Source organism: Flavobacterium sp. B167r, from assembly GCF_056824315.1.
In genome coordinates this window covers 5185001-5199655 of the sequence record NZ_CP124859.1, presented here as the reverse complement: position 1 = coordinate 5199655, position 14655 = coordinate 5185001, and the positions used below count along the sequence as shown (strand labels likewise).

The following is a 14655-nucleotide window of genomic DNA, read 5'->3' as shown; positions in this document are numbered from 1 at the left end:
GGTTACCTGAGTTATGATCTCTGCGTATCTTGCTGTTGTATATTTTCTACTTCTGCTTATATGAAAGTTAAGGTCTGGACCAAGGCTGACTGATGCATTTTAACATCCAAAAGGAATTTTCATTCCAAAAAGCATTCAATCGCTTAATTTCCAAACTAAATCATGAAAAAAATCATTGTGTTCACAGGCTTAATGGCCTTGGTGTGCTTAACGAGCTGTACATCTAAAAAAGAAGAAAAAGAAGAAGCTGAAAAATTCACGGTTACAAACCCTGTTAGAATCGACACTTCATTCACAAAAGAATACGTTTCGCAAATAAAATCGGTTCGAAATATCGAGCTTCGCGCCCAAGAAAAAGGGTTTTTACAAAATATATATGTTGACGAAGGACAGTTTGTAAAAAAAGGACAACTGTTGTTTAAAATTATGCCAAACATGTATGAGGCTGAGTTACTTAAAGCGCAGTCTGAACAAAAATCGGCAGAAATCGAATTGCAAAATTCTAAATTATTGGCAGACAAAAATATTGTTTCTAGAAACGAATTGAGTGTTGCCCAGGCTAAACTGCAATCTGCAAAAGCTGAAGTGTCTTTAGCAAGACTTCATTTATCATTTACAGAAATTAGAGCTCCGTTTGACGGAACTATTGACCGTATTCCTTTAAAATTAGGAAGTTTAATTGACGAAGGTGAGTTGTTAACTAGCCTTTCAGACAACAGTCAGATGTTTGCTTATTTCAATGTTTCAGAGCCAGAATATCTTCAGTACGAAACAAATATTAAAGATCGTGCAGATAACAAAGTGGCGTTGGTTTTAGCTAACGGAGATATTTTTAAAGAAAAAGGAAATGTTGAAGTTATCGAAAGTGAATTCAACAACGAAACAGGAAACATTGCTTTCAGAGCAAGATTCCCAAATTCTGGAAAATTACTTAGAAACGGAGAGACGGGACAAGTTCAAATGAACGTTCCGCTTAAAAATGCTATTGTGATTCCGCAAAAAGCGACTTACGAAATTCAAGATAAAAAATATGTTTTCGTAATTACTAAAGACAATAAAGTAAGTTCTAGAGAAATTACAATTACAGGTGAAATTCCAGATTTATATGTAATTAAAACTGGTCTTACAGAAAATGATAAAATCTTACTTGAAGGTGTTCAGAAAGTAAAAGAAAACGACAAAATCAAATTTGATTACGAATCTCCAAAAGAGGTTATCAATCATTTACGTTTAAAAGCAGAATAGTTTTTTGTTTTTATTGTTTCAAGTTTCAGGTTATCTATTGAACGTGAAACTTGAAACCTGAAACAATTTTAAACTTCAATAAGTTTAATCATTTAAAAAAATATACAAATGTTTAATAAATTTATACAAAGACCTGTTCTGTCGATAGTAATATCGTTGATTATTGTCTTTTTAGGGGTATTATCGGTTTTAAGTTTACCGATTACCCAATTCCCTACAATCTCGCCGCCAATGGTAAACGTTACGGCAGATTATCCCGGATCTAACGGTGAATTGATGGTTAAGGCGGTTGTTATTCCTTTGGAAAGAGCCTTAAACGGAGTTCCGGGAATGAAATATATGGCTTCTGATGCAGGAAATGACGGTGAAGCTACAATCAAAGTAGTTTTTAACTTAGGTACAGATCCTAATCAAGCTGCAATTAACGTTCAGAACCGTGTGGCTTCTGTTACCAATAAACTTCCTCCTTTAGTAATTAGAGAAGGTATCAAAATTACCCGTGAAGTACCAAGTATGTTGATGTACGTGAATCTTTACAGTACCGACAAAAATACCGACATGAAGTTCTTATACAACTATGCCGATATCAACGTACTTTCTGAATTAAAAAGGGTAAACGGTATTGGTTCTGGAGATATCTTAGGAACACGTGAATATGCAATGCGTATTTGGTTGAAACCAGATCGTATGTTGGCTTATAAAATTTCTGCTGATGAGATAATGGAAGCATTGTCAAGTCAGAGTTTGGAAGCTTCACCAGGTAAAACAGGGGAAAGTTCTGGTAAACGCTCTCAAGCATTTGAGTATGTATTGAAATATTCTGGTCGTTTTACAACGAAAGAACAATACGAGAACATTGTAGTAAAAGCAAATCCGAATGGAGAGCTTTTGAGATTGAAAGATGTTGCAAAAGTTGAATTTGGAAGCTCGATGTATGATATCTATTCTAATTTGAATGGAAGACCATCTGCGGCGATCGTCTTAAAACAATCTTTTGGAAGTAACGCGAATCAGGTTATTGAAGAAGTAAAAGCGAAACTGGAAAAAATCAAACAAAGATTTCCAAAAGGAATGGATTATGAAATTTCATATGACGTTTCTAAATTCCTTGACGCTTCTATCGAAAAAGTAATCCATACTTTGGTTGAAGCATTTATTCTGGTAGGTTTAGTCGTATTCCTTTTCTTAGGAGATTGGCGTTCAACTGTTATTCCAGCAATTGCGGTACCAGTATCGTTAGTAGGAACTTTTGTGTTCATGACATTCTTCGATATTTCGTTGAACTTAATTACATTATTTGCTTTAGTACTTGCAATTGGAGTCGTCGTCGATGACGCGATTGTGGTTATTGAGGCCGTCCATGCCAAGATGGAAGAAGAACATCTTTCGCCATTTAAAGCAACTAAGAAAGCAATGCATGAAATCGCGGGGGCAATTATTGCAATTACATTCTTAATGGCGGCGGTATTTATTCCAGTTGCATTTATGTCAGGTCCTGTTGGAGTTTTCTACAGACAGTTCTCTGTAACTATGGCAACTGCTATTATTCTTTCTGGTATTGTGGCTTTGACTTTAACACCGGCGCTTTGTGCGATGATGTTGAAAAATAATCACGGAGTGCCTAAAAAGAAAACACCAGCAAATAGATTTATTGATGCTTTCAACGAAAAATTCAATTTAGCACAAGGAAAATACCAAAATCTATTAGCTAAAATTGTGAACAGAAGAGTGGTTACAATTGTAGCTCTTCTTGGTTTCTGTGCTGGAACATGGTTAATAAGCAGTACTGTTCCATCAGGATTTATCCCGAATGAGGATCAGGGAATGTTTTATGCTGTAATTCAGACTCCTCCAGGTTCTTCATTGGAAAGAACAAATAATATTGCCGAGAGAGTTCAAAAAATTGCAGAAGATATTGATGGAGTAAAATCGGTTTCTTCATTAGCAGGTTACGAAATTCTTTCTGAAGGTACAGGAGCAAACTCTGGAACGTGTTTGGTTAACCTTAAAGATTGGAGCGACAGAAAAGAATCTGTTTTGGAGATTATGCATGAAATGGAGGAAAAATGTAAAGATATTGCGGGGGCAAATATTGAATTTTTCCAACCGCCTGCTGTTCCAGGATATGGTGCTGCCGGAGGATTTGAGCTTCGTTTGTTAGATAAAACTGGTTCTGTTGATTACAAAAAAATGGAACAAGTAAACAATGACTTTGTGGCCGAATTGAATAAGCAGCCAGAATTATCAAACGTATTTAGTTTCTATAGCTCAAGTTTTCCTCAGTATATGATGAAAGTCGATAATGATTTGGCACAGCAAAAAGGTGTTTCTATCGAAAATGCCATGAATACTTTGTCAACTCTTGTGGGAAGTAACTACGAAATCAGTTTTATTAAATTCGGTATCAACTATAAAGTAATTGTTCAGGCTTCTCCAGAATATCGTGCACAGCCTGATGATATCTTAAAATTATACGTTAAAAATGATCGTGATGAAATGGTACCTTTTTCTGCTTTTATGAAATTAGAAAAAGTATACGGACTTTCAGAAATTACACGTCATAATATGTATACTTCAACGCAGATCAGTGGTTCGCCAGCAGCAGGATTTAGTTCTGGTACAGCAATTAAAGTGATTCAAAGGGTTGCTGCTGAAAAATTGCCAAGAGGATATGACATTGATTGGGCAGGTATTTCTGCCGATGAGGTAGCACAAGGTAATCAAGCTATTTGGGTATTCTTAATCTGTTTAGGTTTCGTTTACTTGGTATTGGCAGCTCAATACGAAAGTTTTATTCTGCCACTGTCAGTAATTCTTTCTTTACCAGCGGGTATTTTCGGAGCTTTCCTTTTATTAAAATTAACTGGATTAGAAAACAATATCTATGCTCAAGTTGCTATGGTAATGCTTATCGGATTATTGGGTAAGAATGCCGTATTGATTGTAGAGTTTGCAATACAAAGACACGCTGCAGGAAAATCGGTTCTAGAAGCTGCAATGGAAGGAGCAAAAGCTAGGTTCCGTCCTATCTTGATGACTTCGTTTGCTTTTATCGCTGGTTTATTACCACTTGCTTTTGCAACAGGTCCGGGTAAAATTGGTAACAGAACAATTGGTACTGCAGCAGCAGGAGGTATGCTTATCGGAACCATTTGCGGTGTATTTGTAATTCCGGGCTTGTATTTCATATTTGCTAAAATTGCTGAAAAACACAAATTAGTAAAACATGAAGAAGAAAACCCATTAACAGAAGAAATTGATAACAATCATGTATAAAGTTAAAACATATCAATATAGTATTGTATTAGCTGCATGTCTAGCAGTTGCAGGGTGTAAAACCCCTGCACCTGAGGCAGCAGTAACTACAAGTACGCCTGTTCCTGATTCGTTTGGACAAACGGCTCAAACACAGGAAGCGAACAATAATACGGCTGCTCTAGCTTGGAAAGATTATTTTAAAGATCAAAATCTTATTGATTTAATTGATATTGCTCTTAAAAATAATCAAGAACTAAATATTACTTTACAGGAAATAGAAATCGCAAAGAATGATATTCGTGTAAAAAAAGGACTTTTACTGCCAACTGCGGGCTTACGTGCGGGTGCGGGAGTAGAAAAAGTAGGTAGATATACAAGTCAGGGAGCTGGAGATGCTACTACGGAAATTAAACCAGGAGTTGAAACTCCAGATCCGTTGGGGGATTTTACAATTTCTGCTTACGCGAATTGGGAAGTAGATATCTGGAAAAAACTTCGTAATTCTAAAAAAGCAGCTTTAAATAGATATTTAGCTACGGTTGAAGGTAAAAACTTTGTTATTACAAATCTTATCGCTGAAGTTGCCGATTCTTATTATGAATTAATGGCTTTAGACAATCAATTGGATATTGTAAAGCAAACCATCAAATTGCAAACTAACGCTTTAGAAATTGTAAAAGTTCAAAAACAGGCAGCAAGAGCAACTGAGCTTGGAGTTAAGAAATTTGAAGCTGAGGTTTTAACTTCACAAAGTATGGAGTTTGATATCCTACAGCAGATAAAAGAAACAGAAAATAAAATCAACTTTTTGCTAGGAAGATATCCGCAGGAAATCAAAAGAACAAGTAATACTAATTTCTTAAGTCTTTTGCCAGCAGCTGTAAGTTCTGGAATTCCGTCTCAATTGTTAGAGAATCGTCCAGATGTTAAACAAGCAGAATTGGAATTGGTGGCTTCAAAATTAGATGTAAAAGTAGCTCGTGCTGAGTTCTATCCTTCTTTGGACATTACTGCTGCGATAGGAGTAAATGCTTTTAAACCTTCTTATTTGTTTACAATGCCAGAATCGTTAATATATTCTTTAGCAGGAGAACTTGTTGCGCCTTTGATTAATAGAAATGCGATTAAAGCAGAGTTTGCAAGTGCTAATGCAAGACAAATTCAAGCATTATACAATTACGATCGTACAGTTTTAAATGCTTATTTGGAAGTTTCAAATCAAATGTCTAAGATTGAGAATCTCCAAAAAGGCTATGATCTTAAATCAAAACAAGTTGATGCATTAAATACTTCTATTGATGTTTCAAATGATTTGTTTAAATCGGCTAGAGTTGATTATTTTGAGGTTTTAATGACTCAAAGAGATGCATTAGAAGCTAAATTAGAATTAATCGATACCAAAAAAGAACAATTAAATGCTGCAGTTCATGTTTACAGAGACTTGGGCGGCGGATGGAAATAAAATTGCCACTTAATTTGTAGTTAAAAGCCTTTCGGGAGTAAAATCCTGAAAGGCTTTTTTTTTTATTGTGATTAAAGAACTGTAACTTGTTTTTTGTACGGTTTTAATATTTCCTCGTCTGGCGAAATATTAGTAACCAAAACATCAATATCTTTTAAATGCGAAACAAAATAAGTCTCTCCTTTATCAATTTTTTCACTTGAACCCAAAGCAATTATGAAATTCGAATTCTGAATCATATTTCTTTTGATCTGCGCATCATCATATAAAATCCCAGTAAGACCACGTTCATGATGAATGCCGCAAGTTCCCAAAATACAGATATCGGCTTTGAAATTTCTGAAAAAGTCCAAAGATTCCATACTAGCAGTAGTAAAAGAGGTTTTGCACATTTTTCCTCCAGCAAAAATTAAATCGATATTGGGTAAATCTTCAATTAAAACTGCAACTGGAAAACTATTTGTAATTACAGTCAATCTCAAATCATGCGGAAAACTTGCCACCAAAGCCAAAGAAGTTGTTCCTCCATCAATAAAAACAACTTGTCCATCTTTCAGATAAGAAATTGCTTTTTCTGCAATAATCTTTTTGTTTTCAAGATCGTGTTTTTCTCTCTTTCTGTAATGCAAAGGCATTGGAGAAGGAGCAACCGCACCGCCGCGAACAGCTTTTAAAAGTCCTTGATCTGAAAGCTCTTTCAAATCACGTCTGATCGTATCTTCAGAAACGCTCAAATATTCGCTTAACTCTACAGAAGTTACACGATGTTCTTTAGATAAATATTCTAAAATCGTCTGTTGTCGTTCTTCCTTTCTCATTTCTTTTTTGCGGTTTAATACTGCAAAAATAAATAAAAAATTGCAATATTTTGCTGTTTATTGCAATTTTTGCATAATTTAGCAGCAAATAAAATTACGATGAAAAAGAAATCAATTGCAATCGACATGGATGGAGTGCTTGCTGACGTAGAGGCACACCTAATTACTTACTTCGAAAGAGATTTCGGAATAACAATTTTAAAAGAAGATATTCAAGGTTTAACTGAGGAAGAGGCATTTCACAGTCGGGAGAAAGTAATGAGTGTTTTAAATTCTAAAGACTTTTTTAGAACATTACCCGTAATTGACGATGCTGTAGAAAGTTTAAAACTGTTACAGGAGAATTTTGAGATTTATATTGTTTCTGCAGCTACGGAATTTCCGCTTTCGCTGAATGAAAAAATAGAATGGCTTGCTGAATATTTTCCTTTTATCAATTGGCAGAACATTGTTTTATGCGGAAGCAAAAGCATTATCAATACCGATTATCTAATCGACGATCATCCAAAGAATCTAGATTTTTGCATGGGTAAACCCATTATGTTTACAGCATTTCATAATGCAAAAAAAGAAAATTATTTAAGAGTAAATAATTGGAAAGAAGCTGTTGCTGTTTTGAAAGAGGCAGTTTAACACAAGGTAATTTTTAAAAATTACTTGTTTTTTGAAGAAAAAGCCTTTCAGGATTATTCCCGAAAGGCTTTTGTTTTATATAGGAATTGCTATTCTAGCTTTAAATCCATTTTCGGGTTCCGTTTCAAATCCGATAGTTCCTTTAACCGTCTGAATTCGATGCTCCATATTCTGAAGGCCATTTTTAGAAATCTTCTCTTTCTCACAGCCTACACCATTATCTGTGTAGTTTATTAAAATTGATTTCTGATCGCTTTCAAATTTTATAACCACTAGATTTGCTTTACTATGCTTTTTCATATTTACCATTAATTCTTGCAAAACACGTCCAATAGTGATTTTCTTTATATCATCAACATCTTCCCAGTTTACACTTTCTAAATTGGTGGCGATAATATTTCTTTCAACAGTATTATAAGCAGAAAGCATTTCTTTAATACTTTTGGTGAAATCTTTTCCAGTTTCGATTTTATTGTTTTCTTTCGAAATCCCTCTTACACGCCCGTAAATATCATCCAATTTCTGAAGAAGATTTTCTTTTGTATTTTCTGTAGCCAATGGCTGAGATTCAGCAAAAGCAATTACTTGGAATACATCATTTGCCAATTCATCATGAATCTTTTTAGAAATTCTCGTTTCCGTATCGTATGAACTTTTAAATTCGATAGCCTTGTTTTTATTTTTATAATAGCGAATTAAAATTGCAATTAAAATCACCAAGAAAATAAAAACAATTACAAATAGAATTCGGAGATATTTGGCCCTTTGAAGGAATAATTGATTTTCGGCTTTTTCTAAACGTAGTTTTGCATTTTCATCTTTTTCCTTTTTCGCATCGTATTTAATTTTTGCAGATTTATTTTTGAAATTATTTCTGACTTTAATAATGCTGTCGTTTAGTGTGAAGTAATGTTGTGTGTACCTATGAGTATTGGGATCGTTATTATTAGAAATTAAAATTTGAAGTGCTTCTAATCTTTCATCAATGCTATTTAGTTTTGTAGCTATATTATATGCCACAAGAGCATTTTCATCCGATTTTTGAATATCTTTTTTAGCATAATAATCGGCAAGATGAAGATAGCTCTCAATACTGCTGTAATTGTTGTTTATTTCATTTTTTAGCTGTAAACCCTGATTCATTAATTGTAATCCTTTTTCATGCATTCCATTCTTAAAATAAGCATAGCCTAGATTGTCTTGCATTCTGGCTTTTGAACTTGCTTTGGATTTCCTATCTATAAACTTCTGGCTTAAAAGAAATTCTAAAAGAATAATTGCATCATTATATTTTCTTTGCTGGATGTATACAACTGCAATATTGCTTAAAGGAGCTTGTCTGTCTTCCAGATTTTTAGAGTCCTTAATTGATTCTTTATAGTAAAAGATTGCATCATCGTAAAGAGAAAGTTCTTTATCGGCAATACCTAAGTTGTTATTTATAGAGATTAAATGGCCTTCGAATGTTTTGGCATAAGGTAGTGCTTCGGTTACAGTTTCTTTACTGCCATAATAGTCTCCATTAATTTGCTGTATATCTGACATTCGAATAAGTACATAGGAAATATTCGGACTATCTTTTACAGTTTCAAAAAGTTCTTTGGATTTGTTAAACTGATAAAAAGCGGTGTTAAGATTCTGTTGGTCAAAATTTATATCTGCTTTGTCTCTTAAAGAAATAGCTTCTTTTTTTATAGAATCTGTATTAGTATTATCGATCTTTTTTTCTTTACATGAAAAAAGAGAAATAAGCATGATAAAATAAAAAAACGGGGACCGTAACATATGAATTTACTTTCCCCGAAAATAGTAATTAAATAGATACTAAAAATATATATTTAATAGTCTTATGGTTTTCCTGCGCCAGGTTTGTCATCACCAGGACCTGGATCGCTAGCTGATGGCTTAGCCCCATTCTCAATTTTCTTTTTAGGTTGAGTCTCGTACTCATCAGGAGTACAAGAAAATATCGTGAACAATAGCGTGAAAGCTATAAAAAGTAATAGTTTTTTCATTTTAATTTAATTTAGAAATTAGACATAGGTATGGCTGTTCGGACTTGTCCGAATCTTGGAATTGCGATACCAAAAATTGTTTTTGGGGAAGTAAAATCGTGTAGACTGTAAGACGTAATTTATACTTCCCGAATAAACTCGGTCTTACGGTTTTTCACAATGTTAATTAGAACTAGTTTTATATTTTTGTTTTAGTCTGCAGACAAAACTTGAACTAATTTCTGATGCAAAGTAATGACGCTTCTAGGCCACTATCGATAAGGGATTCCCGGAATTCCTGCGTATTCCTGAGATTCCCGAGAATTCCCAATAAAGCAAATATGCAAAGGCTGTTTTTTGCTAAAATGTTATTTAATTTCTAACCAAATCTCTATTATTATAGATGCAAAAAGTTGGTCAAAAGTTGGTTGCGAACAATAAAAAAAAATATAAAAATTAAATAGAATTGGAACGGAAATTGAAATTACTGGTAAGGATTTAATTGTAGAAGTAGAAAGTAAAGGCATAGAAAAAAGTTTTGGTTAAAAATGAAAATTAGAGAGTCAAAAAAAGTTCCTAAAAAAGGCAAGATGAACAATACATTAGAAGAGTATAAAAAAGCGATTAGAATTAAATACGAGATCGAAAAAGAGGGAGAATACTTTGATTTTTTATACCACCCTTCGCGCGGTAAACTCCGTGATTTGTGCTGGCTTATTTTTGAAGATAATCCGACACAAGACGATTTAAATGTTTTTCGAAATTTATTGTGCTTAAATTTTGACCATACTCAAAAGCATAAATTCAAAGATCAAAAAGACAAGTTCAGGCCCATTGAAACTTTTTTCAAAGGCGAAACAGACCCGTCAAATATTGATGCCATAAATCTTGCTGCGGTAATTGTTGACTTTCAGCCACGCCCTTTTAAAAAATTCAATGAAAAATGTAGAATTGAAGAAGCCAAACAAATTAAAAATGTCGTTGAGAATCTAATTGTTGAAATAGAAAATAAAGGCATAGAAAAAAAGGTTTTGGTGAAAAATGAAGATGAAGAGTCGAAAGAAGTTCCTAAAAAAGGAAATCTCTTGTTGAATTTTAAGAATCTATTTTCTAAAAAAATGGCTCAGAAAATACATCCTCGTAAAATAATTACGATTGCAGTTGGAGCAGTTGCTCTAGTTTCTTCTGCCTGTCTATATTTAGTTCAGAAAAAAGATTAGAAAACATCGTTTCAAAATGAAACCTAAAAGCATTTTGAATAATAAAATGCGTGAAGCGGTAAAAAGAATGGTTTTTTGAAGTGTAATTTCGGTAACTAAATAGTTTGTTTTTTGGCATATATTTACTGTTATTTACACTATAAAGATAAGAAAAAAATCTCGTTAAACCTATTAAAAATCAATGAAATGATGTTTTTTTTTGTAAAAAAAAGTACATTTTTTTGAAACAATTTGGCAACTAAATAACACCAATTCTCAAGATAAAAAACTAGCTTTTTTAAAAACTGAATTGCAATAAAATTATCTATATTTATAAAATATAATAGATTTGGATCTATTAAAATCAGTTATAAAAAAAAGCACCTTTATGAAAAAGCTACTATTACTATTAATTGTTTTATGCACTGTAAGCTGTAAAAAATATGTCGCTTCATTTGAACAGCCAACAGATATGAAATTGGACAACTTAAAACTAGAAGTCTTTTTGGATAAAGAGAAAGTTCAAGATATTAATTTGAAAGCAACGGAAGCATTGCCAACTTATGAAACCGTTGGGCTGCCCACATCTGGAGAAGGAAAACATTTACTTCAGATTAAAGCTAAAGACACTACCTTTAATTTCGACGTTAAGTATCCCGAAGAAAAATATATTATGGTTACTGCTCATATTAATAATAAAGGAAAGATTCATGTTGGGATTTTAAAACAAAATTACAAGTTTAGATTTCGTTAATAGATTTGTATGCCTAGGATTTAAATGTATTTCTCCAGATTTCAAGTACCACTTATGAACTATTAAAAACAATGTATTGTTAAGATTTGATGAATTCAGGCAAAAGATAGAAATTGGATTTTTAATGATACAGATATTATAGTAAAGAATAAAGTGAATTGTGAGTTTTTTATTTTAATATAAATTCTACATATATATTATAGTATACAAACCCGACAGTTTTCCTAAAGCTGTCGGGTTATTTTTCACATACATATTATATAAGTATAGATTGTTTGTCTGATGGGAGCCGAAGCCTTTCGAGTTTTGGAATTAGAAGAATTGGAATCAGGAGCTTATACCCGCTATGCGCTTCAATCTTTTCATGGCGAACCCCGCCATAAAAAGGATTTCCGCTCCTATCGGGGCTAGGGGGAGCTGCCTTCGGAAGAGGATTTTCGGAGGAAAGAAGATTCCGAAAGCATAGAAATGGCTAAAAAGGCGCGTAAAACCTGAAAATCCGGCAAAAACCAAGATCGAAACTGGCCGGAAAATGCCAAAACCGCACCCAAATCCAGAAAAACCCTACGCAGAGCTGAAAAAAGCAAAAATGTAAAAACGCCGCTGCCAGACAGTTAGGAAAAAGATCGGAAAAACATGAAAAAAAACGGGGCGGAAAAGCTTGGAAAAGCGGAAAAAGGTTCTACTTTTGCACCCGCAACAGCGAAAACGCTCTTAGAAATTCAGGCAGGAAAGAAGAATCGTAAAGGAAATAAATTTTCAGAAAAAAGATTCGGAAAAGCTTGCGGGAAAAGAAAAAGCTTTTTACATTTGCACCCCGCAAAACGCGTAAAGCTCATTGAGATACTGGCATAGAAAATGGAAGAAGGAGGCGAAAAAAAAGCTTCAAAATTTTTTCAAATTTTTCTTGCGAGAAACAAAAAGAATTTTTAGTTTTGCACCCGCTTTGAGATACAGGCGAAAAGACAGAAATACACGTTCGTAGACATATTGAATTGACAGCCGTTCCGATGAAAATCGGAACAAAAGAAATAAGAGCAGTAGAATCGGAAGATTTTAAAAGAACCTGAATAAGGCATCGAGATATAATATTAAAATATACGATGAAGAGTTTGATCCTGGCTCAGGATGAACGCTAGCGGCAGGCTTAACACATGCAAGTCGAGGGGTATATGTCTTCGGATGTAGAGACCGGCGCACGGGTGCGTAACGCGTATGCAATCTGCCTTTCACAGAGGGATAGCCCAGAGAAATTTGGATTAATACCTCATAGCATTATAGGATGGCATCATTTTATAATTAAAGTCACAACGGTGAAAGATGAGCATGCGTCCCATTAGCTAGTTGGTAAGGTAACGGCTTACCAAGGCTACGATGGGTAGGGGTCCTGAGAGGGAGATCCCCCACACTGGTACTGAGACACGGACCAGACTCCTACGGGAGGCAGCAGTGAGGAATATTGGTCAATGGGCGCAAGCCTGAACCAGCCATGCCGCGTGCAGGATGACGGTCCTATGGATTGTAAACTGCTTTTGCACAGGAAGAAACACTTGCTCGTGAGCAAGCTTGACGGTACTGTGAGAATAAGGATCGGCTAACTCCGTGCCAGCAGCCGCGGTAATACGGAGGATCCAAGCGTTATCCGGAATCATTGGGTTTAAAGGGTCCGTAGGCGGTCTTGTAAGTCAGTGGTGAAAGCCCATCGCTCAACGGTGGAACGGCCATTGATACTGCAGGACTTGAATTATTGGGAAGTAACTAGAATATGTAGTGTAGCGGTGAAATGCTTAGAGATTACATGGAATACCAATTGCGAAGGCAGGTTACTACCAATTGATTGACGCTGATGGACGAAAGCGTGGGTAGCGAACAGGATTAGATACCCTGGTAGTCCACGCCGTAAACGATGGATACTAGCTGTTGGGCGCAAGTTCAGTGGCTAAGCGAAAGTGATAAGTATCCCACCTGGGGAGTACGTTCGCAAGAATGAAACTCAAAGGAATTGACGGGGGCCCGCACAAGCGGTGGAGCATGTGGTTTAATTCGATGATACGCGAGGAACCTTACCAAGGCTTAAATGTAGATTGACCGGTTTGGAAACAGACCTTTCGCAAGACAATTTACAAGGTGCTGCATGGTTGTCGTCAGCTCGTGCCGTGAGGTGTCAGGTTAAGTCCTATAACGAGCGCAACCCCTGTTGTTAGTTGCCAGCGAGTCAAGTCGGGAACTCTAACAAGACTGCCAGTGCAAACTGTGAGGAAGGTGGGGATGACGTCAAATCATCACGGCCCTTACGCCTTGGGCTACACACGTGCTACAATGGCCGGTACAGAGAGCAGCCACTGGGCGACCAGGAGCGAATCTACAAAGCCGGTCACAGTTCGGATCGGAGTCTGCAACTCGACTCCGTGAAGCTGGAATCGCTAGTAATCGGATATCAGCCATGATCCGGTGAATACGTTCCCGGGCCTTGTACACACCGCCCGTCAAGCCATGGAAGCTGGGGGTGCCTGAAGTCGGTGACCGCAAGGAGCTGCCTAGGGTAAAACTGGTAACTAGGGCTAAGTCGTAACAAGGTAGCCGTACCGGAAGGTGCGGCTGGAACACCTCCTTTCTAGAGCCCGAGTGTTAGCGCAAGCACGCTTGGGAAATAAGATGCCCGATAGGGTTTTTGGATCTTTAAAATTGTATTGCTCTTGCTGTTAATTTAAAAAAAATGAAAAATTAAGAAAAACAGAGTCTCGTAGCTCAGCTGGTTAGAGTACTACACTGATAATGTAGGGGTCGGCAGTTCGAGTCTGCCCGGGACTACTTTTTTAAGATTAAAAGATTTGAAAATTGAAAGATTTAAAAATCTTAAAGCATAAGAAAGACTGTAATACTTGAAAAAGAAGGAAATTTTAGAAGTTGAAAGATTAAAGGATCAAAAGTTCATAATTTTTAATTCACGATTTTTAATTTTTAATTAAAATGGGGGATTAGCTCAGCTGGCTAGAGCGCCTGCCTTGCACGCAGGAGGTCAACGGTTCGACTCCGTTATTCTCCACCAAGGGCTATAAGCTGTAAGCTGTATGCCGTAAGCTGAGAAAGCTTAAAGCGTATTGCTTAAAGCCTAAAGCGAAATAAAGTTCATTGACATATTGGGATAAGAAAATAATAAGAAAGTAGAAAGCGTTTTTTGCAATTTATTGCAAAAAACAAAAAAAAACGGTCTTGTTTTAATTTACAAGACTGGTGCAATAAGCAAAATAAGGGCGCATGGGGAATGCCTAGGCTCTCAGAGGCGATGAAA

Annotated in this window: 10 protein-coding genes, 2 tRNA genes and 2 rRNA genes (1 of these 14 running past the window's edge); 11 read left to right on the top strand and 3 right to left on the bottom strand. The window is 35.6% G+C overall.

The annotated features are described in order from the left end of the window. Positions 1 to 162 precede the first annotated feature (162 nt). The 3 genes from QLQ96_RS22615 to QLQ96_RS22605 all read left to right on the top strand — a co-directional run bounded on the left by QLQ96_RS22615 (position 163) and on the right by QLQ96_RS22605 (position 5965). Positions 163 to 1245, top strand: a complete 1083-nt coding sequence (locus QLQ96_RS22615) for an efflux RND transporter periplasmic adaptor subunit (RefSeq protein WP_482493372.1) — start codon at positions 163 to 165, stop codon at positions 1243 to 1245. A gap of 108 nt (positions 1246 to 1353) precedes the next feature. Further along, positions 1354 to 4521, top strand: a complete 3168-nt coding sequence (locus QLQ96_RS22610) for an efflux RND transporter permease subunit (protein ID WP_482493371.1) — start codon at positions 1354 to 1356, stop codon at positions 4519 to 4521. Further along, the gene (locus QLQ96_RS22605; protein WP_482493370.1) at positions 4514 to 5965 is read left to right on the top strand and encodes a TolC family protein; all 1452 of its coding nucleotides are present in this window, start codon (positions 4514 to 4516) and stop codon (positions 5963 to 5965) included. Before QLQ96_RS22610 ends, QLQ96_RS22605 begins: the two co-directional genes overlap by 8 nt. Before the next feature lie 71 nt (positions 5966 to 6036). On the opposite strand, the gene QLQ96_RS22600 is transcribed toward QLQ96_RS22605, so the two are convergent. Next, positions 6037 to 6783, bottom strand: coding sequence for a DeoR/GlpR family DNA-binding transcription regulator (locus tag QLQ96_RS22600; protein ID WP_482493369.1), 747 nt, complete (start codon positions 6781 to 6783; stop codon positions 6037 to 6039). 99 nt (positions 6784 to 6882) lie between these two features. Between QLQ96_RS22600 and QLQ96_RS22595 the strand changes: the two genes are divergently transcribed. After that, positions 6883 to 7416 carry a 5' nucleotidase, NT5C type gene (locus QLQ96_RS22595; protein WP_482493368.1) on the top strand — a complete coding sequence of 178 codons (534 nt, stop codon included), beginning with the start codon at positions 6883 to 6885 and terminating at the stop codon, positions 7414 to 7416. Between the two features lie 75 nt (positions 7417 to 7491). Here QLQ96_RS22595 and QLQ96_RS22590 read toward each other — a convergent pair whose 3' ends face one another. Both QLQ96_RS22590 and QLQ96_RS22585 read right to left on the bottom strand, forming a co-directional pair. Continuing rightward, positions 7492 to 9201, bottom strand: coding sequence for a tetratricopeptide repeat-containing sensor histidine kinase (locus QLQ96_RS22590; RefSeq protein ID WP_482493367.1), 1710 nt, complete (start codon positions 9199 to 9201; stop codon positions 7492 to 7494). Positions 9202 to 9263: 62 nt separating this feature from the next. Then, positions 9264 to 9431 carry a hypothetical protein gene (locus QLQ96_RS22585; protein ID WP_482493366.1) on the bottom strand — a complete coding sequence of 56 codons (168 nt, stop codon included), beginning with the start codon at positions 9429 to 9431 and terminating at the stop codon, positions 9264 to 9266. Between the two features lie 569 nt (positions 9432 to 10000). Between QLQ96_RS22585 and QLQ96_RS22580 the strand changes: the two genes are divergently transcribed. The 7 genes from QLQ96_RS22580 to QLQ96_RS22550 all read left to right on the top strand — a co-directional run. Beyond that, the gene (locus QLQ96_RS22580) at positions 10001 to 10630 is read left to right on the top strand and encodes a hypothetical protein (RefSeq protein ID WP_482493365.1); all 630 of its coding nucleotides are present in this window, start codon (positions 10001 to 10003) and stop codon (positions 10628 to 10630) included. A gap of 367 nt (positions 10631 to 10997) precedes the next feature. Continuing rightward, the gene (locus QLQ96_RS22575) at positions 10998 to 11363 is read left to right on the top strand and encodes a hypothetical protein (RefSeq protein ID WP_482493364.1); all 366 of its coding nucleotides are present in this window, start codon (positions 10998 to 11000) and stop codon (positions 11361 to 11363) included. A gap of 636 nt (positions 11364 to 11999) precedes the next feature. After that, positions 12000 to 12218: a hypothetical protein gene (locus tag QLQ96_RS22570; protein WP_482493363.1), complete on the top strand. Its 219-nt coding sequence runs from the start codon at positions 12000 to 12002 to the stop codon at positions 12216 to 12218. A gap of 245 nt (positions 12219 to 12463) precedes the next feature. Then, positions 12464 to 13977, top strand: a 16S ribosomal RNA gene (locus tag QLQ96_RS22565). Between the two features lie 123 nt (positions 13978 to 14100). Beyond that, positions 14101 to 14174 (top strand) — tRNA-Ile (locus tag QLQ96_RS22560). Positions 14175 to 14335: 161 nt separating this feature from the next. Then, positions 14336 to 14412: transfer RNA gene (locus tag QLQ96_RS22555), tRNA-Ala, on the top strand. A 187-nt stretch (positions 14413 to 14599) separates the two neighbouring features. Next, a 23S ribosomal RNA gene (locus QLQ96_RS22550) occupies positions 14600 to 14655 on the top strand; it runs 2827 nt beyond the window's last position. The 16S and 23S rRNA genes sit together here with 2 tRNA genes alongside, the layout of an rRNA operon.

What these genes read in the sequence shown, in the direction of transcription:
- QLQ96_RS22575 (WP_482493364.1), top strand. Translation starts at nt 10,998, where the DNA reads ATGAAAAAGCTACTATTACTATTAATTGTTTTATGCACTGTAAGCTGT.
- QLQ96_RS22610 (WP_482493371.1), top strand. Translation starts at nt 1,354, where the DNA reads ATGTTTAATAAATTTATACAAAGACCTGTTCTGTCGATAGTAATATCG.
- QLQ96_RS22585 (WP_482493366.1), bottom strand. Translation starts at nt 9,431, where the DNA reads ATGAAAAAACTATTACTTTTTATAGCTTTCACGCTATTGTTCACGATA.
- QLQ96_RS22605 (WP_482493370.1), top strand. Translation starts at nt 4,514, where the DNA reads ATGTATAAAGTTAAAACATATCAATATAGTATTGTATTAGCTGCATGT.
- QLQ96_RS22595 (WP_482493368.1), top strand. Translation starts at nt 6,883, where the DNA reads ATGAAAAAGAAATCAATTGCAATCGACATGGATGGAGTGCTTGCTGAC.
- QLQ96_RS22570 (WP_482493363.1), top strand. Translation starts at nt 12,000, where the DNA reads ATGAAAAAAAACGGGGCGGAAAAGCTTGGAAAAGCGGAAAAAGGTTCT.
- QLQ96_RS22580 (WP_482493365.1), top strand. Translation starts at nt 10,001, where the DNA reads ATGAACAATACATTAGAAGAGTATAAAAAAGCGATTAGAATTAAATAC.
- QLQ96_RS22590 (WP_482493367.1), bottom strand. Translation starts at nt 9,201, where the DNA reads ATGTTACGGTCCCCGTTTTTTTATTTTATCATGCTTATTTCTCTTTTT.
- QLQ96_RS22600 (WP_482493369.1), bottom strand. Translation starts at nt 6,783, where the DNA reads ATGAGAAAGGAAGAACGACAACAGACGATTTTAGAATATTTATCTAAA.
- QLQ96_RS22615 (WP_482493372.1), top strand. Translation starts at nt 163, where the DNA reads ATGAAAAAAATCATTGTGTTCACAGGCTTAATGGCCTTGGTGTGCTTA.